The following is a 23,411-nucleotide window of genomic DNA, read 5'->3' as shown; positions in this document are numbered from 1 at the left end:
GCCACCGTCGACCTCGGACTCGGCAACACCGGCACCCCCACAACGGAAGCACCCGCAACCGACCTCACCATCGCAGCAGACGCCGTCGCGGACCTCGACTCTGTTACAGGAGCCGAAGGAGCTAGCGATGGACTTGGGGCTGCTGTAGACGCCGCGGTTGACCTCAATCTCGGTGGCACCACCACGGACGGACTCGACACCGCCGTTGATGCAGCAGTTGATCTCAACCTGGGCGGCACCACCACTGACGGCAACACCAACGGACTCGACACCGCCGTAGACGCAGCCCTCGACCTCAACCTCGGCGGCACCACCACCAACGGCAACACCAACGGACTCGACACCGCCGTAGACGCAGCCCTCGACCTCAACCTCGGCGGCACCACCACCAACGGCACCGATGGCAGCACCGGCGGCAACGGCGGTCTCGATCTCGGTGTGGACCTGGGCGCAGACCTTGGCCTCGGCCTGGTCGGCGGCGACAACGGCACCGGGACGGAAACCCCGGGAACCGACAACCCCGGCACTGAAACCCCGGGTACCGATCCGGTCGACGGCAACACCGGAGGCGTGGGCACCGTTGATCCCGGCACCAGCACCCCGGGTACCGGTACCGGAAACGGGACCGACACCAACGACACCGAGAACGGGAACGGCACCGGAAACGGTACCGGCACCACGGGCACCGGCACCGCGGGTACCGGCAGCATCTCGGTAGCACCTGCCGGGTCCACCGCAGTTGGTGGCGCCATTGCTGCCGACGCTGCCCCCCGCAGCACTCCGGCCCAGGGCGCCACGGCGCTGGCCAACACGGGTGTGGACACCTCGCTGATCCCGCTCGCCCTGCTGATCCTGGTGGCCGGACTCCTGATGCTGCGCAAGCGCAAGGTGTCCTAGCCACATCTGAAAGGCATCTGCCCGCGCCTGCACCATGCGCCTGAAGCGGCTGCACCCTGCAGGCTGAGGGGAAGGAGGTCCGCCCGAAGAAACGCGATATTACACGCAAAACATGTCCTCAGCACACATGTCCTTGCAACCGGTGGTCCGGTGGCGAAATGATTCAAACTCGCCGCCGGACCGCTGGCGTGCCATCCCCCCATCCAGCGCCGCCAATCGCGAGTAGTGCCTCCCCGCCCGTATAATTTGAGTACGACAGTGCCGCAGCGCACCGGGAGGAACGGGTCATGGTGGCGGAATCGCCGAGCTCCATCACGAATGAAGTTGTTGGCGGACGTTACCGGCTGGGTGAGGTCATTGGGCGCGGCGGGATGTCCTCGGTCTACTGCGCCAGGGACGAAAACCTGGGCCGCGATGTAGCCCTCAAACTCTTCGCACCGCAGGCCCCTGATGCGGAGGAATTGAAGCGCCAGGAAGCCGAAATCCAGCTTCTGGCCACGCTGAACCATCCGGGCCTGGTTACCCTTTTCGACGCGGGCATCGACACACGCATCCCGGACGAGCCACGGCCATTTCTCACCATGGAACTGGTGGAGGGGCAGGACCTTCGGACCCGGATCCGGCACAGCACTGTTCCCCTTGAGGAGCTCGCTGTCATCGGCGCCGGCATCGCCGATGCACTGGCCTATGTCCACGGACTGGGCATCATCCACCGTGACATCAAGCCTGCCAACATCCTGCTGGTCCAGATCCGTCCCGGAGAGCCGCTGCGCCCAAAGCTGACAGACTTCGGCATAGCCCGCATCGTGGATGCAACCCGGCTCACGGCCACGGGAACCATGGTGGGCACCGCTGCCTACCTCAGCCCCGAGCAGGCGATGGGCCAGCCCCTCTCCCCCGCAACCGACATCTACTCACTGGGGCTCGTGCTCCTGGAGTGCATCAAGGGCGTTGTTGAATACCCCGGAGGCGCGGTGGAGTCCGCGGTGGCCCGGCTGCACCGCGCACCCGAGATTCCGGATGAGGTCCCCGCCGAATGGGCTGATCTGCTCCGCTCCATGACTGCCCTCGAACCCATGGAGCGTCCTGCCGCCGCAGACATAGAGACCGCGCTGCGGCAGGCCCTGGTGTCGCCCGCGTCGACTCCCGGGGAACTGGCGCCTGAGACCACCCGCGTGCTTCCCGCTATGCCGTTCCACCCTCCCTCCATCACGGCGGAGGAATCGGTGGACGAGCTGCGCGAGGCAGCGGCATCCTCAAGTGACCCCGCCCGGGCAGAGAACGTGCAGGGGGCTGCGCCGACTCCAGCTGCCGCACAGGCGCACCCGCAAACCCGGACCAAACGGTTCTGGCTTGCTGTGGTCCTCGGCCTCGTCGCGGTTGCGGCGGCGGTGGCAGCGGTGATGATGACAATATCCGCGCAGTCTCCCGCCGACGTCGTGCCTTACCCAACGGTGACCGGGGTCCTGGGCGAACATCTGGAGGAACTTCAGAAGAGTGTGGAGCCGTGAGGCTGAAGCAAGGAGGCGCCGGCCGTTTGGTCCTCGGATGGTCGGCCACCTTGCTGGCAGCAGGACTGCTGAGCGGCTGCGGCATCAATGATTCGGGCCTCCAGCGTGACGCCGCCAGGCAGCTCCAGGCCCGCGTCCTCGAGGTGACCCAGGCATCCTCGCAAAACGATCCCGGCGGCGCGTTGAAAGCCCTTGAGGGACTTGAGGCGGAGCTTCAGGCTGCCCAGGCGAAGGGCCAGATTTCCGAAGACCGGCGCCGCAGCATCACTACCATTGCCACGGCCGTGCGTGCGGACTTGGGCGATGCGGTTGCCGTCGCGCAGGCAGCGGCTGACAAGGCCGCGGCTGACAAAGCAGTGGCCGATCAGGCTGCGGCGGCCGCCGCAGCCGCCGCAGCTCCTGTTGAAACACCGGCCCCGTCACCTGTACCGGAACCTGAAGCGGAACCGGAACCTGAGCCGGACAGGGATGACAAAAAGGGCGGCAAGGGCAAGGGCAGCGACTAAGCCCGCGGAAACAGAACGGACGACGGCGGCCCCCCTTCCGCGGCACGCTTCACCCGGGCAGGTTCCCCGCCTTCCGTTCAATGTGGTTGAGGACAGCGGCGAGGGCCGGCCATCTGTTGTTGCCCCGCCGGGTACGGGCATAGGCGCGCACCACCACGTCGGGTTCGGCCAACCGTACGAGGGTGATGCCGCTGCGCGGCTTCCAGTCCGCCGGCAGGAGGCCGATTCCCATTCCCGCGAGGATCAGGTCCTCAACGAGGTCCAGGCTGTCCGCCTGATGCCGCATCCGGGGTTCAAAACCGGCCATCGATGAGATGAGCCGCAGGACCTGCTCATCCGCCTGGTTGCGCGAGTTGCCTATCCAGTCCCAGTCCCGAAAGTCGAGGAAAATGTCAGTTGCACTGCCACCTTGCAGTGGCGCGCCTTCAGGAACACCGAGGCTCCACGGCGTGCTCCACAACGAGAGGGAGTCAAAGGCCTTGCCGCTGCCGTCCGGCGCCAGGTTGTAGTCGTATGTCAGGGCGAGGTCCACGGCGTCGGAGCCAAGCAGGGCAAGGGCTTCGGCAGGCTCGTGTTCCCGAACTTCGATTTTCACCTCCGGATGGCTCACCGCAAGCTCCCGCACAACGGGCATGAGGACCAACCGGATTGCGGTGGCGAAACCGGCCACCCGGACCGTGCCCGCGGGCTCGGCTTCAGGATCCAGCTCCGCCGTGGCGGCGTCCACGGCGGCGAGGATGGTCACCGCATGATCAGCCAGGCGCCGGCCAGCCGGTGTTAGGCGGACTCCGCGTCCAACCGGTTCCAGGAGGGGCGTGCCGGTCTCCCGGGCAAGGGCCGCGATCTGCTGCGACACGGTGGACGTGGTGGTCTGGAGGGCATCTGCGACGTTCCGCATCGAGCCTTGGCGGGCGAGTTCCAGCAGGACTTCCAGGCGGCGGGTTTCCATCCGTCCATTGTCCATAATTCGTGAACAATTTGTGAACGAATATCACGTGGACGAGGACAGTGCGGGGACGGTCTACTGAACGCATGGAATTTTCTCAACACCACGGCAACCGCGTACGGAGCGGGACAGCAATGGCGGGGGCTGCCATGTGCTGCGTCCAGCTTGGCCTTGCCGCGTCAGTGGGTCTCACGGACAAACTTGGCCCCGAAGGAGTCTCCTGGCTGCGCCTTGCCTGGGCCGCCGTCATTCTGGTCGCCTTCACCCGTCCCTGGCGGTCGCGGATCAGCCGGACCGGCCTGGCGACATGCATCCTCCTGGGCCTCGCCACCGCCGCCATGACCCTGATGTTCATGGCCGCTGCCATGCGTATTCCGCTGGGCACGGCAGCAGCCTTGGAGTTCCTGGGCCCCTTGTCGGTCGCCGTCATCCGGGGGCGTCGCGCAGGACGGTGGTGGGCCCTGGTGGCAGCAGCCGGAGTGGCAGCCCTGACCGAGCCATGGCACGGTGGCATCGATCCTGTCGGGGTTCTCCTGGCATTGGGTGCTGCGGCCTGCTGGGCCGCCTACATCCTCCTGACGCAGCGTGCCGGTGACGAGGTGAACGGCCTGCAGGCGCTGGCAGTGTCCATACCCGTTGCCGCGGCTGCCACTACGGTGGTGGCGGGACCGCCGGTCTTCGCACACCTCGACTGGCAGCTGCTGCTCGCCGGAGTAGGCCTGGCCCTGCTGATGCCGGTGATCCCCTTCAGCCTCGAGCTGCTGGCCCTGCGCCGCCTGAAGGCTTCGGCTTTCGGGACGCTGATGAGCCTGGAACCGGCCATCGCAGTGGTGATCGGGTTCGCCGTCCTGGGCCAGGTTCCCGGCCTTAGCGCCGTCCTGGGCATCGTATTGGTTGTGGCGGCAGGCATTGGGGTGACGCTTCAGGCCGGCCGGCAGCGGGCGACGGCTCCCGCAGGACAGCACGACGGCGGCCCGCAGGCGGCGGAGGCGCCTGCCGTCCGTTCCTGACAACAGGACGGATGCGCCAACAAGACGGACCTGTCACCAGACGTTCCCACAACAGGCTATTCCCTAAAAACCCAAAAGAGGCGGTGCCCCGGGTAAACCGGCGCACCGCCTCTTTTAATGCTCAACTGCCGCAGCAGCGGATCACCTAGCTGAGGGTCGCAATGACCTTGTTCAACGTGGCCGACGGGCGCATCACGGCCGAAGCCTTGGCGTCGTCCGGGTGGTAGTAGCCTCCGATGTCCACCGGGGAGCCCTGGACCTCAGCCAGCTCGCCCACGATGGTTTCCTCCTTGGAAGAAAGCTCGTCGGCGACGGAGCTGAACGCGGCGGCCAGGTCGGCGTCGTCCGTCTGCTTGGCCAGTTCCTCTGCCCAGTAGCGGGCCAAGAAGTAGTGGCTGCCGCGGTTGTCGAGCTCGCCGGCACGGCGGCTCGGGGACTTGTTCTCCAGCAGGAACGTACCGGTGGCGCGGTCCAGCGTGTCGGCCAGGACCTGGGCGCGGGCGTTGCCCGCGGTGGTGGCCAGGTGCTCGAAGCTGACGGCCAGTGCCAGGAACTCGCCCAGGCTGTCCCAGCGCAGGTGGTTTTCCTTGAGCAGCTGCTGGACGTGCTTCGGGGCGGAACCGCCGGCGCCGGTTTCGAAGAGTCCGCCGCCGTTCATCAGCGGAACAACGGAAAGCATCTTGGCGCTGGTGCCCAGTTCCAGGATGGGGAACAGGTCCGTAAGGTAGTCGCGGAGGACGTTGCCGGACACGGAGATGGTGTCCTCGCCCTTGCGGATCCGCTCGAGGGTGAACGCGATGGCCTTGACCGGGGACATGATCTGAATGTCCAGGCCCTCGGTGTCGTGCTCCTTGAGGTACTCGTTGACCTTGGCGATGAGGTTGGCGTCGTGGGCGCGCTCCTCGTCCAGCCAGAACACGGCGGGGGTCTGGGAGGCGCGGGCGCGAGTGACGGCCAGCTTGACCCAGTCGCGGATGGGGAGGTCCTTGGTCTGGCAGGCGCGCCAGATGTCGCCGACGGATACCTGGTGTTCGATCAGCACGTTGCCTTCGCCGTCCACGATCTGCACCGTGCCCGGTTCCTGGATCTCGAAGGTCTTGTCGTGGCTGCCGTATTCTTCGGCGGCCTGGGCCATCAGGCCGACGTTCGGGACGGTGCCCATGGTGGTGGGGTCGTAGGCGCCGTTGGCGCGGCAGTCATCGATGACCACCTGGTAGATGCCGGCGTAGGAGCTGTCCGGCAGGACCGCCAGGGTGTCTGCTTCCTTGCCGTCCGGGCCCCACATGTGGCCGGAGGAGCGGATCATTGCGGGCATGGAGGCGTCCACGATGACGTCGGAGGGGACGTTCAGGGTGGTGATGCCCTTGTCCGAGTCCACCATGGCCAGGGCGGGGCCTTCTTCGAGGCCCTTCTTGATGAGGTTCTGCACGCCGTCGCGGACGTCCTCGGGAAGGTCCTCCAGGCTGCTGAGGATGGCGGCCAGGCCGTTGTTGGGGCTGATGCCGGCGGCGGCGAGCTGCTTGCCGTAGGTCTCGAAGAGCTCGGAGAAGTAGGCCTTGACCACGTGGCCGAAGATGATGGGGTCCGAAACCTTCATCATGGTGGCCTTCAGGTGTGCGGAGAACAGCACGCCCTCTTCCTTGGCACGGGCCACCTGTGCCTGCAGGAACTCGTCCAGGGCGGCGGCGCGCATGACGGTGCCGTCGATGACCTCGCCGGCCAGGACGGGGAACGCCTTCTTCAGGACCTTCACGGAGCCGTCCTCGCGGACCAGCTGGATGGCGATGGTGCCCTCGGACTCAATGACCACGGACTTCTCGTTGGAGCGGAAGTCGTCCTTGCCCATGGTGGCCACGTTGGTCTTGGAGTCCGCGGTCCAGGCGCCCATGGAGTGCGGGTTCTGGCGTGCGTAGTTCTTGACGGACAGCGGTGCGCGGCGGTCCGAGTTGCCCTCGCGCAGGACCGGGTTCACGGCGGAGCCCTTGATCTTGTCGTAGCGGGAGCGGATGGCCGTTTCCTCGTCCGAGGAGGGGTTGTCCGGGTAGTCCGGCAGCGCGTAGCCCTGGCCCTGCAGCTCTGCAATGGCGGCCTTCAGCTGCGGGATGGAGGCGCTGATGTTGGGCAGCTTGATGATGTTGGCTTCCGGCGTCTTCGCCAGTTCACCCAGCTCAGCAAGGGCGTCACCGATCTGCTGCTCCGGGGTGAGGTAGTCACCGAACACGGCGATGATGCGGCCGGCGAGCGAGATGTCGCGGGTCTCCACCTCCACACCTGCAGTCGAAGCGAACGCCTCGATGATGGGCAGGAACGAATAGGTAGCCAGCATCGGCGCTTCGTCGGTGTGGGTGTAGATAATCTTGGACATGCGCGGGCGTCTCCCTGAAGGTCGGCTTGGTTATGAAATCCGGTCTATTTCACCATCTACAACTTACCCGAGGACGCCGCGTTGAACCCTACCGGCGCCCTTGGATTACCCTGCCGGTGAGCAGGATTACAGCGCTGGAGAACGGACGACGGCGGCACGCACCCGGCTGTGCCGCCGCCGTCGCGCGTTCCTGGTCAAGAGCCGAGGGACACTCGCAGGAGGCCCTACATGATACGTCACTACTATTTACATACTTGTCAAATGACGATAAATTCGCTACGGCATATTCCGGCCCACCCCGGGGCCGACACCTCGTTCAAGACAGGACAACAATGACACGCACCAGGTCCTTGGCCACCGGCCTTTTGAGCCTCTCAGCAGCGGCCGCTCTGGTACTTGGCGCAGCCGGCGGAGCCACCGCCGCGCCGGCCGCCTCGGAAGACAAGAAGGATCCGTCGGTCGCCAGCATCGCGGTCGAAGGCCGCGGGGCAGCCGACTATTGGACCGCCGACAAAATGAAGAGTGCCATTCCCGGTGACGTCCTGGCTGGCAAAGCGCTGGAACGCGGCAACCGCTCAAAGGCCCCAACGGTGGAGAAGGGCAAACCCGCCGCCACTAAGGGCAGCGGCAAGGGTGAACCACAGATCGTGAGCCACGTAGGCAAGATCTTCTTCACCATGGGCGACTACAACTACGTCTGCTCCGGCAATGCCGTCCAGTCCATCAACCGGAGTACAGTCGCCACCGCAGGCCACTGCGCCGTTGGCGGGCCGGGCCAGGAGGCCGAGAACTTCGCCTTTGTCCCTGCCTACGACAACGGCGCGACTCCGTATGGCACGTGGACGGCCCGTAACCTCTACACACCCATTGAGTGGAGCACCAGCGGCAACATCTCCTTCGACACGGCATTTGCGGTGATGAACACGGACGAAACCGGCAGATTCCTCACCGACGTAGTAGGCGGTTCCGAGGTTGCGTTCAACCAGCCCCGGGGCCTTTTCTACACGTCCTACGGCTACCCCGCTGATAAGCAGTTCAACGGCCTGACGCTCCAGAGCTGCGAAGGCACAGCCACCCCAGACACCACCAATAAGTTCAATACACAGGGCATTCCCTGCAACATGAACGGGGGCGCATCCGGCGGACCTTGGTTTATCGGCGCAGGACCTGACGGCGTCCAGAACAGCATCAACAGCTACGGCTACAGCGGTTCCAAGGTCATGTACGGCCCGTATTGGGGCCTCGAAATCGAGGCGACCTACAACCTTGCGCAAATCTCCTAGGAACGGTCAACCGGATCCGGAGCCGGTCAGCCGTATAGATGTAGCCCAGACTCACGAGGAGATCCTCGAGTACTGGACGGAGCAGCGGATGGCGGAAGCCGAGCCCCGGGAGATCCGTCTGCCGCCGGAAGGTGAAGCCTAGGCACGCATCCGGCCAGGGCTAACCCTCCACACGACGACGGCGCCTGTCCCCTTCGCGGGGATAGGCGCCGTCGTCGTATGCTCCCATCGACTGCTCCATACCGGCCCTTTCCGGAAGCGAAAACGACCGTTACGGAGCAATCGATGGGGCCAGATCGGTGGGGACTAGTGGAAGAAGTGGCGGGAGCCGGTGAAGTACATCGTCACGCCGGCGGCGTTCGCTGCCGCGATCACTTCCTCGTCCCGCACGGAACCGCCGGGCTGCACTACGGCGCGGACACCGGCGTCGATGAGGATCTGCAGGCCGTCAGCGAACGGGAAGAAGGCGTCGGAGGCAGCAACGGCGCCGCGGGCCCGCTGCGGTGCACCGCTCGCATCGGTGTTGGAGGCACCGCCTGCCCCTTCGACGTCGGACTCCACCTTCACGCCGAGCGTGTTGGCCCGCTCCACGGCAAGGCGGCAGGAATCCAGGCGGTTGACCTGGCCCATGCCGATGCCGACGGCGGCACCGTCAGCGGCGAGGAGGATGGCGTTGGACTTTGCTGCGCGGCAGGCGGTCCAGGCGAAGGCCAGGTCCGCAAGGGTCTTTTCGTCAGCGGCTTCACCTGCGGCGAGGGTCCAGTTGGCGGGGTTGTCGCCGTCGGCGTCCACCTTGTCGCTGACCTGGACCAGCATGCCGCCGGAGACCTGGCGCATTTCGGCCGGGTAGCGGCCGTAGCCCTCGGGGAGCGCGAGCAGTCGGATGTTCTTCTTCTTCGAGAGGACCTCCACGGCTTCCGGCTCGAAGCCGGGCGCGATGACCACCTCGGTGAAGATGTCCTTGACAGTGTTCGCCATCCCGGCGGTCACGGTGCGGTTGGCTGCGATGACGCCGCCGAAGGCAGAGACAGGATCGCACGCGTGCGCCTTGGCGTGTGCGTCGGCGATGGGGTCGGCGGCGTCCGCGGACCCTACCGCTACGCCACAGGGGTTGGCGTGCTTGATGATGGCCACTGCAGGTTCATTGAAGTCGTAGGCGGCCCGGAGTGCGGCGTCGGCGTCCACGAAGTTGTTGTAGCTCATGGCCTTGCCGTGCAGCTGGTCAGCCTGGGCGATGCCCACCGGCGCAGCCTTGTCCACGTACAGTGCGGCCTGCTGGTGCGGGTTCTCGCCGTAGCGCAGGACCTCCGAGCGCTCGAGCGAAACGCCGGCGTAGGCAGGCCAGTCGATGACGCCGTCGCCGTCCTCATCAAGGAACTGGCTGGCAGTCCAGGTGGCCACGGCATTGTCGTAGGACGCCGTGTGCGCGAAGGCTTTTGCCGCGAGGCGGCGGCGGGTCTTCAGGTCGAAGCCGCCTGCTGCGGCCGCTTCCACTACCTGGGCGTAGAAGGAGGGGTCCACCACAATGGCGACGGCGGCGTGGTTCTTCGCGGCCGACCGCACCATGGCGGGGCCTCCAATGTCGATCTGTTCCACCACGTCGTCCTGCGCGGCGCCGGACTTCACAGTCTCAACGAACGGGTAGAGGTTCACCACCACCAGGTCGAAGGGTTCAATCTCCATGCTGGTGAGCGTTTCCATGTGCGCCGCCACGCGGCGGTCGGCCAGGATGCCGCCGTGGACCCGCGGATGCAGGGTCTTGACGCGGCCGTCCAGCATCTCCGGCGAACCGGTGACTTCCTCGACCTCCTGGACGGGGATGCCGGCGGCGGCGATCTTCTTGGCCGTGGAGCCGGTGGACACCAGCTTGACCCCAGCTGAGTGCAGGCCCTGGGCGAGCTCCTCCAGACCGGTCTTGTCGTAAACCGAGATCAGCGCCCGGCGGATGGGAACACGGTCAATGGATACGCGCTCATGCTGCGTGAAGCTCACAAATGTCTCCGTCTTATCTCGCGGAACAGTGCCGCGGTTGGTGGGGATAGGCCCAGTTTATCGCGAAGCGCAGGTTGCCCCGCGTGTCAGCCGGAGTGTGAACGCCGGTGGGCGGGGCTAGAGTTTTTCACAGGAGGCTCCGATGAATACTTACACCACTGTGCCGAGCGGCGAACAGGTGGTCCAGGAACTGCCCTGGCGATGGAAAGTCCAGGGCAGGATCTTTCTGATCGGCGGACTGGGCTTTATGTTCGATGCCTGGGATGTGACGCTGAACGGCATCCTCATCCCGCTGCTCTCCACCCACTGGGCGTTGACTCCGGGCGAGGTGGCGTGGGTGGGCACGTCCAACCTCATCGGGATGGCCCTCGGCGCCTTCGTCTGGGGAACCATCGCCGACACCATCGGACGCAAAAAGGCGTTCACCGCCACGCTGCTGATATTTTCCCTCTTCACCGTCTTCGGGGCCTTCTCCCCCGACTTCATGTGGTTCTGCGTGTTCCGGTTCATGGCCGGCTTCGGCCTGGGCGGGTGCATCCCGGTGGACTATGCGCTGGTGGGCGAATTCACGCCCCGGAAGCAACGCGGCAAGGTTCTCACTGCCATGGACGGCTGGTGGCCCATTGGCGCGGCGTTGGCGGGTTTCGTCTCCGCCGGCCTGGTTGCCCTGTACGGCGACTGGCGGCTGACCATGCTGGTGATGGTGCTGCCCGCACTGCTGGTGTTCTGGGTCCGGCGCAGCGTGCCGGAGTCTCCACTGTTCCTGATCCGCAAGGGCCGGCGCGAGGAAGCGGCCAAGGTGATTGACGGCCTGGTGGCCGCCACCGGAGCGGAAGCCCGCGCGTACAGCCTGCCCGACGCTCAGGACGTGCCGCGCCTTTCGGCCGGCAGCGCCTGGACCCAGTTGCGTTCCGTGTGGCAGTTCAACTGGAAGATCACGGCCGCGGCCTGGGCCCTGTTCTTCAGCATCCTGCTGGTCTACTACCTGTCACTGACGTGGATGCCGCGCATCCTGATCGGCGCCGGGTTCGCCGAGTACAAGGCATTCGTCACCACCGCGTCCATGGCGGCCGTCGGACTGCTCGGCGTGATCGTGGCCGCCCTCCTGGTGGAACGGGTGGGCCGCAAATGGATCCTGGCCATCACCGGTCCCCTGTCCGCGCTGACCCTGGTGATCGTCGCCTTCGTGGTGGACATCCCCACGGCAGCGGTGTTCTGGCTGCTGGTGTTCGGCTTCGTGGTCCAGGTGGCCATCCCGGTGCTCTACGCCTATGTGTCCGAGCTCTACCCCACGGAGCTGCGGGGCACCGGCTTCGGCTGGGCGTCCACCTTCTCGCGGCTGGGTGCAGGATTCGGCCCGCTCATCTTCGCGAACTACTTCTGGCCGGAACTGGGCCTGGCCACGTCCTTCGCCCTGGCCGGCGGACTGGTCCTGCTGGCGGTCCTGTGGATGGCGTTCTTCTCCCCCGAAACCAAACAGCGCCGCCTCGAGTAGCCGCGTTCCCCCAACTAGGTAGCGCCAACTGTCGTTTTGGAGCCCCATTACGACACTTCGCGCTACCTAGTTGGGTACCAGCCCCGGGAAAGTAGGGCCTGCCGCACCTTGCCCACGGCCGTCCGCGCATCGTTTTCCATATGCAGCTTTGAGATGCGGACCAGCAACCAGCCTGCGCGGCAGTAGTCCTCCTCGCGGGTTATGTCCCGCACGATTCGGCCGGGGTCCGAGTGCACCTCACCGTCGTACTCCACAGCCACCTTCTGTTGCGGGTAGCTCATGTCAGGTTGGCGTACGACGCCGGTCCTCAAGGCGGTAGGTACGTTCAGTTCCGGTTCGGGCAGTCCGCTGTCCCTTATGGCAAGCCGCAGACGCGTTTCGGGCGCAGAGTCCGAGCCGACTTTTGCCTGCTCCAGAGCGAGCCGGGCTTTCCTGATGCCCGGCGTGCCTTTGTGCCGGTCCAGCATGTCCTCCAAAACCTCAAGGGTTGCGAAGGGGTCCGAGCGGCCCTCCAAGTCCGGCCGCGGGATACGCAGGAGGTGGTCAGCCACAACTGTCAGCTCGTTGATGCTCATCAACCGGGAGCAGTCGAGCCATGTCCTGGCCCGCGTGGTGATCAGCAGCCCGTGCAGCGTGGTGATTTCATCCGCAAAGAACTGGCCGCGATGCCCCTTCACGCCGGGCCGGCGCATGATCGCCACGGAGTCAGGGCGGGAGACGTGGAGCAGCGGGACGTCTGTTCCCGGCATGTATCCAGGAAACTCCCACAACAGGAATGCGGAGGCGTGGGAGGCGGCCGCGAACTCCGTCACCAGGGTGTACGGGCGGATGTGTGGCCCAAGGTCAGGGCTATCGGTGGCCTCCGGCACCCGGACTCCGCGGCTGGGCCGCTGCAGCCCGTGGTGACGGAGCCTGCGCTGGCTGATGCCGGCGTCGGCCGCTTCCTGCAGAGTGAAAGGAAGCGAAGCCAAGGGTTCGGGAAGAGGGGCTGGAACCTTCATGAACCCATCGTTACAGCCGAGAGCCAACGCTACGGCGGTTATCCACAGGTAGGCCCCCGTCTGCTCAACTAGGTAGCGCTAACTGCCGTTTTGAGGGGTCAAAACGGCAGTTAGCGCTACCTAGTTGGGAGGCTAGGAGGCAGAGGCGGCGGCGAGGTTTGCCAGGGTGGATACCAGCAGCCGGCGTTCCACCACCTTGATGCGTTCGTGGAGGGTTTCCTCGGTGTCGCCGTCCTCGATGGTGACGGCCTCCTGGGCGATGATGGGACCGGTGTCCACACCGGCGTCGGCCCAGTGCACCGTGCAGCCTGTGACCTTCACCCCATACGCCATGGCATCCCGCACGCCGTGGGCTCCCGGGAAGGCGGGGAGCAACGCCGGGTGGGTGTTGAGGTACCGGCCGTGGAAGGTGTCGATGAAGTCTGCGCTGACGATCCGCATAAACCCCGAGGAGACCACCACGTCCGGGGCGTAGGAGGCCACCCGGGCGGTAAGCGCGGCATCCCATTCGTCCCGGGTGGGGAACGAGTTGAAGTTGACCACGAACGTCTCCAGCCCGGCTTCGGAGGAACGCTCGACGCCGTACGTCCCCTCGCGGTCCGCGCCCACGGCAGCGATCTCGACGTCGAGCTCCCCTGCCCTGACCGCGTCGATGACTGCCTGGAGGTTGGACCCGGTTCCGGAAACGAGGACTACGATGCGCATTGGTCTAGCTTATGGGCACGCTCGCGTAGGCTGGAAAACATGAACAGCACCCCGGAACCGGCGCAGCAGCAGCGGACCAAACCTCCGCTCAGCGATGCAGCGAAAGCCGCGCTCGCCCGGACCCACACCCTGTTCCGGATGTTCGTCGTTTCGGTGCTTGGCGCGTTCTTCGTCTACCAGCTCGACGTCAACTACCTCTGGCTGACAACCATCCTCACCGTCGCCAGCCTGGTCTTGGGCGTACTCCTGCTGGTCCGCTCGGCACGCTTGAAGGAGTCCAGGCTGGTCCTCATCGGCACCATCTCGGGCTTGGTGGTCTCCGCGATCCTGGTGCTGCTGATTGTGGTGACGGCGGTGTTCTTCGACGAAGTGCGCACCTACCAGGAATGCGTTGGCCGGGCCCTCACGGACCAGGCCCAGTCCGCATGCCGGGTGCAGCTGGAACGTTCACTGCCCACCCAGCTCCCGTAGGACAGCAGGGAAAAGCCCGGCAATTTAGCGGACCAGGTCCGCCGCGTCCTCTACGTTGACAGCCCGCTCGCGCTCCAGCCATGGGCCGGCCGCGTAACCGATAACGACGCCGGCACCCACCTCCGCCGCCACCCAGACTCCCGTCCAGAAGGGGTCAGGACCAATGGCCGTCAGGCGTCCAATCCCGGCCGAGCCCCCGGCCAGCCACGCGAGCGCTACGGTCAGCAGTCCCGCGGCCAGTCCTGTCAGCGCCCCCAGCACCAGGGTGGATGCCGTTGCCGTGAACCAGCGTGCCCGGATTTTGATGGACAGCCATTCGTCGAAGTGGTTCTCGCCTTCGCGCAGGAACCACCAGCCGGCCAAAACACCGGCCAGCACGGGGACCACCAGGGCAACGAATGCGTAGTCCAGCGGCCCGCTGGGGATCGCCGCCAGCACGGGAATGGAGGGCAGCGGCCCGACGGCGGTGCCCAGCGGACCCACCTGGGAACCGACGCCCACGGCAAAGCCTGAGCCCGATATCCAGGCGAGGGCGAAAACCACCAGGTTGGGCAGGTAGCCGAGCTGTGCAACGGTGAGGGCGGCACCTCCGACAGCGCCGGCGTCGAGCGCTTCATAAACGGCAACCACAAGGTTCCAGTGGATGAACAGGTCCACCGCCAGCAGCGCCGAGGCAAGCGCAAGGGCAGACACAATGGCCACAAAACCTGCCTTCGCCGCCGACGCAAGGTAGGAGCCCGCCCAGCGTGAGTGCTGGCTGGTCCGCGAAATCCAGTCCACGGCGTCGACGCCGATGAGCCGGCTCCAGGACCCGGCCTCGCGGCGGGCACCAACCACCATTCCCAGGGCGTAGGGAACCAGGGGAACCAGCAGGGCGTATCCCAGGTTGATCGCGACGTCGGCGGTGCGGCAGACGAAACCGGTGGCCGCGCCAAAGGCTGCATACACCACCCACGATCCCAGCAGGGCTTGCCAGAGCTGGTCAGTATACGAGGCGCGCGCCAGACGCCGTCCGGCGCGCCAGGCCAGGAGGAACGGGATCAGTGTCAGGCCCAGCGGTATGAGCGTCAGGAATTTACCGCCCGCCTGGGCGGCTGCGCCGGATCCTGCGGCGGTGAGCTCCAACGGCACCCCGTGAACGAGCAGCCAGGACTGGCCGGCCAGCCGCGCGAGGACGTCGAACTGCGCGTTCTGGAAGCCGGCGGTGGCCCAGACGGCAATGATCGGAACCATCACCACCAGGGCGGAAATGAACGCTGCCTGGGCCGTTTCGAGGGCACCCTGCAGCCATAGGGGCATGGGAAGGCCACGGTCTCCGGTCTGATCAGCGCGCAGTTTCATCGTGTTCCATGGTGTCACGCCCGGACCGGCCTGCCCGGAAGCGACAGGCTCCGCGCCCGTCTCGAAACTCACTTAAGGCCAACTGTCGCGGAGCTTTTTTGAAAGGTCCGCCGTAAAATTGGACTTACTGTAAGCGCCGGCACCTGCAATGGGTGCATCGGGATTGTGGCTGGCCCCTCAGCGGAGAGCAGGGCCGGCAAGGGGCCCGGAATCCGTAAGCCGGGAAACAGGAGCCGCGAATGAGAGATGAACAATAAGTTCTGAAGATATTCGTCCTACTGGCTGGTGCAGTCGCCGCTTCGGCACGGCTGCACCAGCGTTTTTAATGTCTGCACGCACAGCAACGCCGGGAGCCTCCAAGTAGCTCCCGGCGTTGTCTGCTCTGGGCGGCGGCTGGCCACCGGTCCGTCTGCGGCTTCCGCTGTCAGCGCATCAGGACACCATTCAGTACTGGGTCAGATCCGGCGGTCATCGTCGATGCCGCGCCGCCGGTCGTCGTCGACACCGTCCGCCTCAATGCGTTCCTTGCGGACTTCCTCGTTGACCGTGACGTCGTCCTGGACCACGTCCTTGTCGAGGCGGACCCGCTCCACCGGAACGGCTTCCTTCTGCACCACGGGGCGTTCCTCGTGGAGGGTCACCTCGTGCTCCTCTTCGCTGATGTCCGGTCCGGACATCGCTGCGCCGCGGTTGGCGTCGGTGATGGGTTCGCGCTCCAGGCGGACCTCTTCGCGCTGCACGGGCACGGTCTTGGTGACGTTCTCCGTGGTGACGTACTTGCGCAGCCGGACCCGGCCGGTGGCCTCGCGTTCGGTGCCGACGTGCAGCCGTTCCTCGGAACGGGTCATCGCGTCGTCAGTGTTGGGCCCGGACGTGTCGTGGCCCACGGCTCCGCGGGAGGTCGTGTCACGATCGAGGTCACGATCGCGGTCAATACCCGTGGTGGGGGTGCCGGCGTTGAGGTCGGCGTCGCCCTGCAGATCCACATCTTCCCGGGCATCCGAGTAGGTACGGGCTCCGCGGTCGTAGTAGGTGTAGAGGCGGTCCTCTTCCTCAGGGGTGAGGTGGCCGTCCACGTCTACCCGCGGCGCGTCCTTGACGTGTTCCTTGGTGTACGGAACCACCAGGTCGTCGCCCTGGCTGTGCGCGCCTTCCACGGGAACGAAGGACTGGGAGGTGCCGAAAAGTCCCGTCTTGACGGTGACCCATGTGGGCTCGCCGGTGTCGTCGTCGGCGTAGAGCTGACCGATGGAGCCGATCTTCTCGCCATCTGAGCCGACGACGTTGCCGTTCCTGTTGAGCAGGTCTTCAATGTTTTCCCTGTTGAGCATGACGTCTCCTTGGATGTGTCGGTGCACTGGGTCGGCAGCAATGGAGTTGACCGGCGCCGGGGAGTCCCCGGCACACGGCCTCTGCCCCGGCTGCTTGAGGCTTTATGTTCGCTGCCCCTACACCCTAAGCATGCTTAGCATCAAAAGGAAAGCCTACTTAGTAAATTTTCTCCGATTGCAGGGAAACATGCCTGTGCTCAATGCCGAGAAGCGAGGCAGCGGCGCCGAAATCAGCGGCCCGGTGGCCCAGGCAGAGGGCCCAGTGATGGCCTATACCGGTCTGGCTCCACCGGTCAACCCAGAGTCCCGGGTCGCCGCCGAAATGTACCCGGGAGGTGGTGTTTCCGATTTCCAGGAGCGGTCCCGGGACTACTTCGCCTTCCGAGGTGACGAAGACGTAGGTGCCGTCCGGGTCCTGGCCGAGGCCAAAGGTGGTGACCGGGCCCTGCCGGACGTCGAATTCGACCGAAACGCCCCAGCCGCGCTTGCCGTGGTAGGTGCCCAGCCCGCGCAGGAGAGGCTCCCTGGCGGAGACGGCCAGGTGTGCCGGGCCGTCGTGCCCCATCTCCACCACCCCGTCAAAGAAGTTGAGCGCCTGGATCTCGGTGAACGAACCGCCGGCTCCGATGGCTTGCGCTGCCAGCATGGCGATCGAGGTCCGGAGCTCGTACTCCCCCGCCATCGGGATTCCGCGGGCCGTGAGGATGGAGGAGCCCAGGATCATGCCCGCACCCAGCCGCTCGTGCTGCTCCCCGGCCAGCCCGCGGTGGTAGTAGGCCACGGAGTCCAGGTCAAAGTCCTCCACCAGCCGGTCCAGCCCAACAGAAACCCTGGCACCCCAGGCGAAATCGTCGTCGTTGACGGACTCATCGAGCACAAACAGGCTCCGGGCCAGGTCAAGGCGCTCCGAGACTTCCTCATCAGTCACCGCGTTCACCCGTTCGCGCAGGTCATCAAATTCCAGGACTTCCACGTGTGAACCGAACGTGGTTGACACGCCCGTCAGGTCCGTGGAGACGTCCAGCATGCCCGGGTAGAGGTGCCCCATCAGGCCGTGCCGGGCATTCCGGAGCCGCGCACGGACACCGGCGGCGTGCACCCACTGGTTGATCCGGTCCCAGGCTGCTTCCTGTTTCAGGTGCCCCGAGACGGAGCGGAATTCGATCCCGGCGCGGCGGAACACGTTGGCGACCTCGGGCACCGGGCACTGTCCGCAATAGGCAAGCCATTGTCCGGTGCCGAAATTCGCGTGGTCCATTGCCTCCGTCGGCTGGAGATCGATGACCAGCACCGGGGTGCCTGCGCGCTGGGCGATGGGAAGGACCATGGAGGAGGTGAGGTAGGTGGCCAGGAAGATGACAATCAGGTCGCAGTCGGCCACCCTCAGCTTTTCCCCTGCCCTGGCGGCTTCGGGCGCGTCGGAGATAAAGCCGGCGTCGACCACGTCGGCGTCCAGTTCCCTCAGCCTGCCGGTGACGTACCGGGCCGATTCCTGCAGTTGCGGCAGGAGCCCGGGGAACTGCGGCCAGTAGGCTCCCAGTCCCCCGGAGACCAGCCCGATCCGGGTGGGCCGGCGCCGGTGCGGCTTCAATAACTCTGCTGAGCGGTTCGTAGCTGCCAACGTGCACGGCCTTCCGGCTCGGAATGTTCAGCGGAAATACAGTCGATGCAGCCGCAGGGGTCCATTCCGGGCCGGCCGGCGCGGAATGGACCCCGTGCGGCGCTAGAAGTCGTACTGGTCGATGTTGTCCTTGTTGAAAACGGTGGGCGGGCCCACGATGACCAGTCCGCCTTCCTCAACCGTGCGGTCTCCCAGTTCGCCTGCCGTGAAGGTGTCCCCTGCGGCTCCGGTGATCTTTCCTTCCACCAGGGCCTTGCCGGCAAAGGCAGCCACGTAGCCGAGCTGGGCCGGATCCCACAGCGCGAATTCCGTCACGGTTCCGTCCTTGACGAACGGCCGCATTTCATTGGGCAGCCCCAGGCCCGTCAGTGCCACCTTGCCCTTGTAGGCCGACGTGGAGAGGTAGCGGGCCGTGGCGGCAATGCCCACGGTGGTGGGCGAAATGATGCCCTTCAGGTTCGGGTGGGCCTGCAGCAGGCCCTGGGCTTCCTGGAAGGACTTGGTGTCGTCGTCATCGCCGTAGACCTTGGCCACCAGCTTGATGTCCTTGTAGGCCGGGTTGGTGTTGAGGTCCTCCTCCATGAACTTGATCCACTCGTTCTGGTTGGTGGCATTGGCGGTGGCGGACAGGATGGCGATTTCGCCGGATCCGCCGATCTGCTCCGCGATCAGCTTGGTCTGGATGAGCGCCACCTCCTTGGCCACGACCTGGCTGATGAAGACGTCGCGGCAGTCGGGGTTCGCGTCGGAGTCGAACGCCACAATCTTGGCACCGGCGGACCGTGCCTCGCCGAGGGCGGTGCACACGGCGTCGGGATCATTGGCGGCGATGACGATGACGTTCGTTCCCGCCTGGGTTTCGGCGTTGATGAAGGACACCTGGCTGGAGGCAGACGCTTCAAGCGGGCCCACCACCTGCGAGGACGCAAATCCTGCTTCCTCCGATCCCTTCTTGCCGCCGCCGAGGACAACGTCCGTATACGGGTTGTTCAACTGCTTGGGGATGAACGTGATCTTCTGCTCCTCGACGGGGGCGGAGGTCTCCCCCTGGGTCCCCCCACCGCCGGCGCACCCTGTCAGGGCCAGCGCTGCCGCAGCGGTCAGGGTGACCAGCGGGACCATGCGCCCGCCGAGTCCGGTGTTTTTGCGGTTAAACATCATTGTTTTCCTTCTCCTTGGTGCGGTCGGTTTTTTGGACGCGGTGGGGGGCGGTGCCGCCTCCGCCGGTGTCCCGGGAAAAGCTGCGGCGGACCCGCCGGGTGTGCCGCCACTCCTTGATGCCCGCCCCAATGCTGGGAGCCACCACGGAAGCGATGAGCAGCAGTCCGGTCACCGTGATCAGGACGACGTCGGACACGCGTCCCAGGCGCAGGGCGTAGTTGAGGGTGCCGATCAGCAGGACGCCGGCGATAACGCCGGGAATGGTCCCCTTGCCGCCGAAGATGGACACGCCGCCCAGGAGGACGGCGGCGATCACGGCGAGTTCCAGGCCGGAGGCGTTGTCGCTGCGGGCGCTCGTGTACCGCAGCGTCCAATAGATTCCGGCCAGGGATGCAACCACGCCCGATGCCACGTACAGCCAGAACTTGCTGCGTGCCACCTTGATGCCCACGAACGTGGCGGCTTCCTTGCTGTAACCCATTGCGTAGAGACCGCGTCCGAAGGGCGTGAAGTGCAGCAGGATGCCGAAAAACAGCATGACAAGGAGGACGCCGATCATCACCGTCGGGATGCCCGTCCCGCCCAGCTTGGAGGTGAAGAAGGCGGTCAGTTCCTTTGGGAAGTTGGCCACGGCGTTGTCGCCGATCACCACCAGGGCGAGTCCACGGAACAGCGCCAGGGTTCCGATGGTGACTGCCAGTGACGGCAGGCCCAGGACGGCGATCAGGAATCCGTTGAACATGCCTGCTGCCGTTCCTGCGAGCAGGCAGATGGCGAGCACCAGCCAGATGTCCATCCCGCCCGCCCACAGGACACCCATCAGGGCGCTGGTCAGCCCGGCGGTACTGGCCACCGAAAGGTCGATCTCGCCCGTGATGATGATCAGCGTCATGGGCATCGCGATGAGCAGCACCGGTATGACATCCAGGAGCAGGAAGCCGGTGGTGACCGGGGAGGCGAACCGTGGGATGGCGATGGCTGCGTAGACCAGGAACGCCAGGAGGGCGTAGATGGTGATGGCGTCGCGGCTGGCCAGGATCCGGGCTGCCCCTGTCCTGCCCTTCGGCTCGTCCGCCAGCGGTTTGGTGCTGTCCGCGACCGCCGCGGCCGGCGCCGGCTTGCTCCTGGGGGTGGTGGTTTCAGACATTGCGTGCCTCGCTTATCCGCAGTTTCTTCGCTGTCCGAAGGCTGGCCAGGCGGTCGATGATGATGGCGGTGAGGATGAGGATGCCCACAATCGCCTGCTGCCAGAACTTGTCCACCCGCAAGGCGGTGAGGGAGCTGGTGATGGTGGTCAGGAGCAGTGCACCCAGGGCGGCTCCGGCAACGGTTCCGCTGCCGCCGAAGATGGCGACGCCGCCCACCACCGCCGCCGCAACGACGTCCAGTTCCATGCCGGTTCCGGTGGTTGCCCCCACCGAGTTGAAGCGGCTGGCGTAGAGCACTCCGGCCAGGCCGGCGAGCGCGCCGTTGGCAAGGAACGCCAGGAACACCCGCTTGGATACCTTGATGCCGAAGACCGTGGCAGCGTCGGGGTCCGAGCCGATGGCGTACAGGTCCCTGCCGGGGCGCGTCCCGGCCATGTAGACCGCCACGGCTACCACCACCGCGATGGCCAGCAGAGTGATGATGGGGAATCCGAGCACGGTGTCCACGGACAGGGCACCGAAGGCTTCCGGCCGGTCTCCGGCGAAGTACTGTTTGCCCCCGGCCCAGGCGTTGTTGAGGCCCCGGAACACGTAGAGCGTGCCGAGGGTGATGACCAGCGCCGGTACCTTGGCCACGGTCACCAGCAGCCCGTTGATGGATCCGAGCAACGCACCGAAGGCCATCCCGACGACGAGGACGGCGAAGATGGGCAGGTCCGGCATAGCCGCAAAGATGGACCCCGTGCCGAACGCGACCAGCCCCAGCATGGAGCCCACCGAGAGGTCGATGTTCCGCGTGATGATGAGCAGGGTTTGTCCGGCCGCGAGGATCATGATGATGGTTGCGTTCAACAGGAGGTCCTTGACCCCCTGCGGCGACAGGAACAGCGGGTTGTTCAGGTACGTGATCAGCACCAGCAGGGCCAGCGCAATCAGGACGGGAAGCTCACGCAGCCGCAGCACGGAGCCAAGCGCGCCTCCGCCGGCGCGCACCGCCGTCGTGCCTGGTTCCCGGTGGTCGATGGTGGAGCTCATTCCGTCACTCCCGTGGATGATGTTGCGGCGTGCATAACGGATTCGGGATCGGCGGCAGCACGGTCCAGGTGGGCTGTGATGCGGCCCTCGCGCATAACGAGGACCCGGTCGGCCATGCCCAGGACCTCAGGCAGTTCGGACGAGATCATCAGGATGGCGATCCCCCGCACCGCCAGGTCCGAGATGAGCCGGTGGACTTCGCTCTTGGTGCCGACGTCGATGCCACGCGTGGGTTCGTCGATGATCAGCAGCCGGGGGTCCGTGGCCAGCCATTTGGCGAGCACCACCTTTTGCTGGTTCCCGCCGGAGAGGGTGGAAACGGCGTGCTCCTGGGAACCGGCCTTGACCTGCAGGCGCTTGCTCCACTCCTGGGCAGCGCGGCGCTCTTTGGCACCATTGATGAGTCCCGCCGTCAGGAATTTTTCCCGAAGCGTCAGGGTGACGTTGCGGGCCACGGACAGGTTCATCACCAGCCCCTGCTTGCGGCGGTCCTCCGGGACAAACGCGAGGCCGGCCGCGATGGCGGCCTGCGGATCGCGCGCCTTCAAGGGTTTTCCCTCCACTTCGATGCGCCCCGAATCGTAGGGGTCGATCCCGAACACGGCGCGGGCAACTTCCGTGCGGCCTGCCCCCACCAGTCCGGCCAGTGCGACAACTTCGCCGGCGCGGACCTCGAAGCTGATGTCGCGGAAAACCCCGGCACTGCTGAGTCCCTCGACTTTAAGCACCGTGTGGCCGATCTCCGCCTCCGCCTTTGGAAACAGCGTTGCGATGTCGCGGCCCACCATCTCGCGGACAATCCGTTCCACCGTGACGTCGGCAGTGCGGTGGGTGGCGATGTACCGGCCATCCCGCATGACGGTGATCCGGTCGCAGAGGTCAAATACCTCGTCGAAGCGGTGCGAGATGAACAGGATTCCGGTCCCCTTGTCCCGCAGGGCGCGGGCCACGGCGAAGAGCCTGTCCACTTCCACCCCACTGAGCGCGGCGGTGGGCTCGTCCATCACCAGGACTTTCGCATCGAGGGAAATGGCTTTTGCGATTTCAATGATCTGCTGGTCCGCAATGGAGAGTCCCTCTGCCACCCTGGACGGATCGATGGGGACCCCCAGCCGCTTGAACAGTTCCGCGGCCTGGCGCCTCATCTCGCTGCGGCTGATGAGCCGCGACCGCCCTTTCGGCTGCCGGCCGATGAAGATGTTTTCCGCGACCGTCAGGTCCGGGAACAGTGTGGGCTCCTGGTAGATGACCGAAATTCCGGCTGCCTTGCTCTCGGCCACGTTCCGGAAATGGACAGGCTCCCCACTGAGCCGGAAGTCCCCGGAGTCCGGGTGGTGGAGGCCGGCGAGGATCTTCACCAGCGTGGATTTGCCGGCACCGTTTTCGCCCACAAGGGCGTGGATTTCCCCGGCCCGGATTTCAATGGTGCCGTCCGCCAGCGCGACCACCGGGCCGAATGTCTTGGCGGCGTGGGTCAGCGAAAGCACTGTCTCCTGAGGCCGTTCCTCAAAACCGGGAACCGCATGTGCATTCGGAGTTTGCTGCATATAGTAACCGCGCCTTCGAGGTTTACAAGCTTGGAATGAATCGTT

The 23,411-nt window shown here is 65.7% G+C and carries 19 protein-coding genes; 7 read left to right on the top strand and 12 right to left on the bottom strand.

Going from position 1 to position 23,411, the window contains the following annotated elements; translation table 11 throughout:
• From AC5RWA_RS16955 to AC5RWA_RS16945, 3 genes are all read left to right on the top strand, one after another.
• Positions 1–897, top strand: an 897-nt coding sequence (locus tag AC5RWA_RS16955) for a hypothetical protein (protein WP_494058433.1), incomplete at its 5' end; no start/stop codon positions are given.
• 287 nt (positions 898–1,184) lie between these two features.
• Positions 1,185–2,408, top strand: coding sequence for a serine/threonine-protein kinase (locus AC5RWA_RS16950; protein WP_494058432.1), 1,224 nt, complete (start codon positions 1,185–1,187; stop codon positions 2,406–2,408).
• Complete coding sequence (locus tag AC5RWA_RS16945) at positions 2,405–2,914, top strand: FIMAH domain-containing protein (protein ID WP_494058431.1); 510 nt, start codon at positions 2,405–2,407, stop codon at positions 2,912–2,914. Before AC5RWA_RS16950 ends, AC5RWA_RS16945 begins: the two co-directional genes overlap by 4 nt.
• A gap of 49 nt (positions 2,915–2,963) precedes the next feature.
• Here the strand turns inward: AC5RWA_RS16945 and AC5RWA_RS16940 are convergent, their stop codons facing one another.
• Entirely contained in the window at positions 2,964–3,863 is a 900-nt protein-coding gene (locus AC5RWA_RS16940) for a LysR family transcriptional regulator (RefSeq protein ID WP_494058430.1), read from the bottom strand.
• A gap of 83 nt (positions 3,864–3,946) precedes the next feature.
• Here AC5RWA_RS16940 and AC5RWA_RS16935 point away from each other — a divergent pair, with 83 nt between their 5' ends.
• Entirely contained in the window at positions 3,947–4,870 is a 924-nt protein-coding gene (locus AC5RWA_RS16935; protein WP_494058429.1) for an EamA family transporter, read from the top strand.
• Positions 4,871–5,015: 145 nt separating this feature from the next.
• Here AC5RWA_RS16935 and AC5RWA_RS16930 read toward each other — a convergent pair whose 3' ends face one another.
• Entirely contained in the window at positions 5,016–7,235 is a 2,220-nt protein-coding gene (locus AC5RWA_RS16930; protein WP_494058428.1) for an NADP-dependent isocitrate dehydrogenase, read from the bottom strand.
• Between the two features lie 332 nt (positions 7,236–7,567).
• Here AC5RWA_RS16930 and AC5RWA_RS16925 point away from each other — a divergent pair, with 332 nt between their 5' ends.
• Complete coding sequence (locus AC5RWA_RS16925) at positions 7,568–8,518, top strand: trypsin-like serine peptidase (RefSeq protein ID WP_494058427.1); 951 nt, start codon at positions 7,568–7,570, stop codon at positions 8,516–8,518.
• 306 nt (positions 8,519–8,824) lie between these two features.
• On the opposite strand, the gene purH is transcribed toward AC5RWA_RS16925, so the two are convergent.
• Positions 8,825–10,510, bottom strand: a complete 1,686-nt coding sequence (gene purH, locus AC5RWA_RS16920; protein ID WP_494058426.1) for a bifunctional phosphoribosylaminoimidazolecarboxamide formyltransferase/IMP cyclohydrolase — start codon at positions 10,508–10,510, stop codon at positions 8,825–8,827.
• 142 nt (positions 10,511–10,652) lie between these two features.
• On the opposite strand from purH, the gene AC5RWA_RS16915 reads away from it, so the two are divergent.
• Positions 10,653–12,005 (top strand): MFS transporter, encoded by a 1,353-nt coding sequence (locus AC5RWA_RS16915; protein ID WP_115524423.1) that lies wholly within the window; start codon positions 10,653–10,655, stop codon positions 12,003–12,005.
• A gap of 62 nt (positions 12,006–12,067) precedes the next feature.
• Here AC5RWA_RS16915 and AC5RWA_RS16910 read toward each other — a convergent pair whose 3' ends face one another.
• Both AC5RWA_RS16910 and purN read right to left on the bottom strand, forming a co-directional pair.
• Complete coding sequence (locus tag AC5RWA_RS16910; protein ID WP_494058425.1) at positions 12,068–13,006, bottom strand: putative endonuclease domain-containing protein; 939 nt, start codon at positions 13,004–13,006, stop codon at positions 12,068–12,070.
• A gap of 132 nt (positions 13,007–13,138) precedes the next feature.
• Positions 13,139–13,711, bottom strand: a complete 573-nt coding sequence (gene purN, locus AC5RWA_RS16905; protein WP_494058424.1) for a phosphoribosylglycinamide formyltransferase — start codon at positions 13,709–13,711, stop codon at positions 13,139–13,141.
• A gap of 39 nt (positions 13,712–13,750) precedes the next feature.
• On the opposite strand from purN, the gene AC5RWA_RS16900 reads away from it, so the two are divergent.
• Positions 13,751–14,182 (top strand): hypothetical protein, encoded by a 432-nt coding sequence (locus tag AC5RWA_RS16900; RefSeq protein WP_494058423.1) that lies wholly within the window; start codon positions 13,751–13,753, stop codon positions 14,180–14,182.
• Positions 14,183–14,206: 24 nt separating this feature from the next.
• On the opposite strand, the gene AC5RWA_RS16895 is transcribed toward AC5RWA_RS16900, so the two are convergent.
• The 7 genes from AC5RWA_RS16895 to AC5RWA_RS16865 all read right to left on the bottom strand — a co-directional run bounded on the left by AC5RWA_RS16895 (position 14,207) and on the right by AC5RWA_RS16865 (position 23,366).
• On the bottom strand, positions 14,207–15,523 hold the full coding sequence (locus AC5RWA_RS16895; RefSeq protein WP_494058440.1) for a cell division protein PerM: 1,317 nt from the start codon (positions 15,521–15,523) through the stop codon (positions 14,207–14,209).
• Positions 15,524–15,978: 455 nt separating this feature from the next.
• Positions 15,979–16,854 (bottom strand): PRC and DUF2382 domain-containing protein, encoded by an 876-nt coding sequence (locus tag AC5RWA_RS16890; RefSeq protein ID WP_494058422.1) that lies wholly within the window; start codon positions 16,852–16,854, stop codon positions 15,979–15,981.
• 157 nt (positions 16,855–17,011) lie between these two features.
• The gene (locus tag AC5RWA_RS16885) at positions 17,012–18,475 is read right to left on the bottom strand and encodes an arabinose isomerase (RefSeq protein WP_494058421.1); all 1,464 of its coding nucleotides are present in this window, start codon (positions 18,473–18,475) and stop codon (positions 17,012–17,014) included.
• 102 nt (positions 18,476–18,577) lie between these two features.
• The gene (rhaS, locus tag AC5RWA_RS16880) at positions 18,578–19,636 is read right to left on the bottom strand and encodes a rhamnose ABC transporter substrate-binding protein (protein ID WP_079595774.1); all 1,059 of its coding nucleotides are present in this window, start codon (positions 19,634–19,636) and stop codon (positions 18,578–18,580) included.
• Positions 19,626–20,783: an ABC transporter permease gene (locus tag AC5RWA_RS16875; RefSeq protein WP_494058420.1), complete on the bottom strand. Its 1,158-nt coding sequence runs from the start codon at positions 20,781–20,783 to the stop codon at positions 19,626–19,628. Before AC5RWA_RS16875 ends, rhaS begins: the two co-directional genes overlap by 11 nt.
• On the bottom strand, positions 20,776–21,819 hold the full coding sequence (locus AC5RWA_RS16870) for an ABC transporter permease (protein WP_494058419.1): 1,044 nt from the start codon (positions 21,817–21,819) through the stop codon (positions 20,776–20,778). The genes AC5RWA_RS16875 and AC5RWA_RS16870 overlap by 8 nt, the downstream gene beginning before the upstream one ends.
• Positions 21,816–23,366, bottom strand: a complete 1,551-nt coding sequence (locus AC5RWA_RS16865) for a sugar ABC transporter ATP-binding protein (RefSeq protein WP_494058418.1) — start codon at positions 23,364–23,366, stop codon at positions 21,816–21,818. Before AC5RWA_RS16865 ends, AC5RWA_RS16870 begins: the two co-directional genes overlap by 4 nt.
• Between the last annotated feature and the right edge of the window lie 45 nt (positions 23,367–23,411).

It is taken from the genome of Arthrobacter sp. 210 2 (assembly GCF_059093025.1).
The sequence above is the reverse complement of the archived record's forward strand: the minus strand, read 5'-3'. Positions and strand labels throughout refer to the sequence as shown.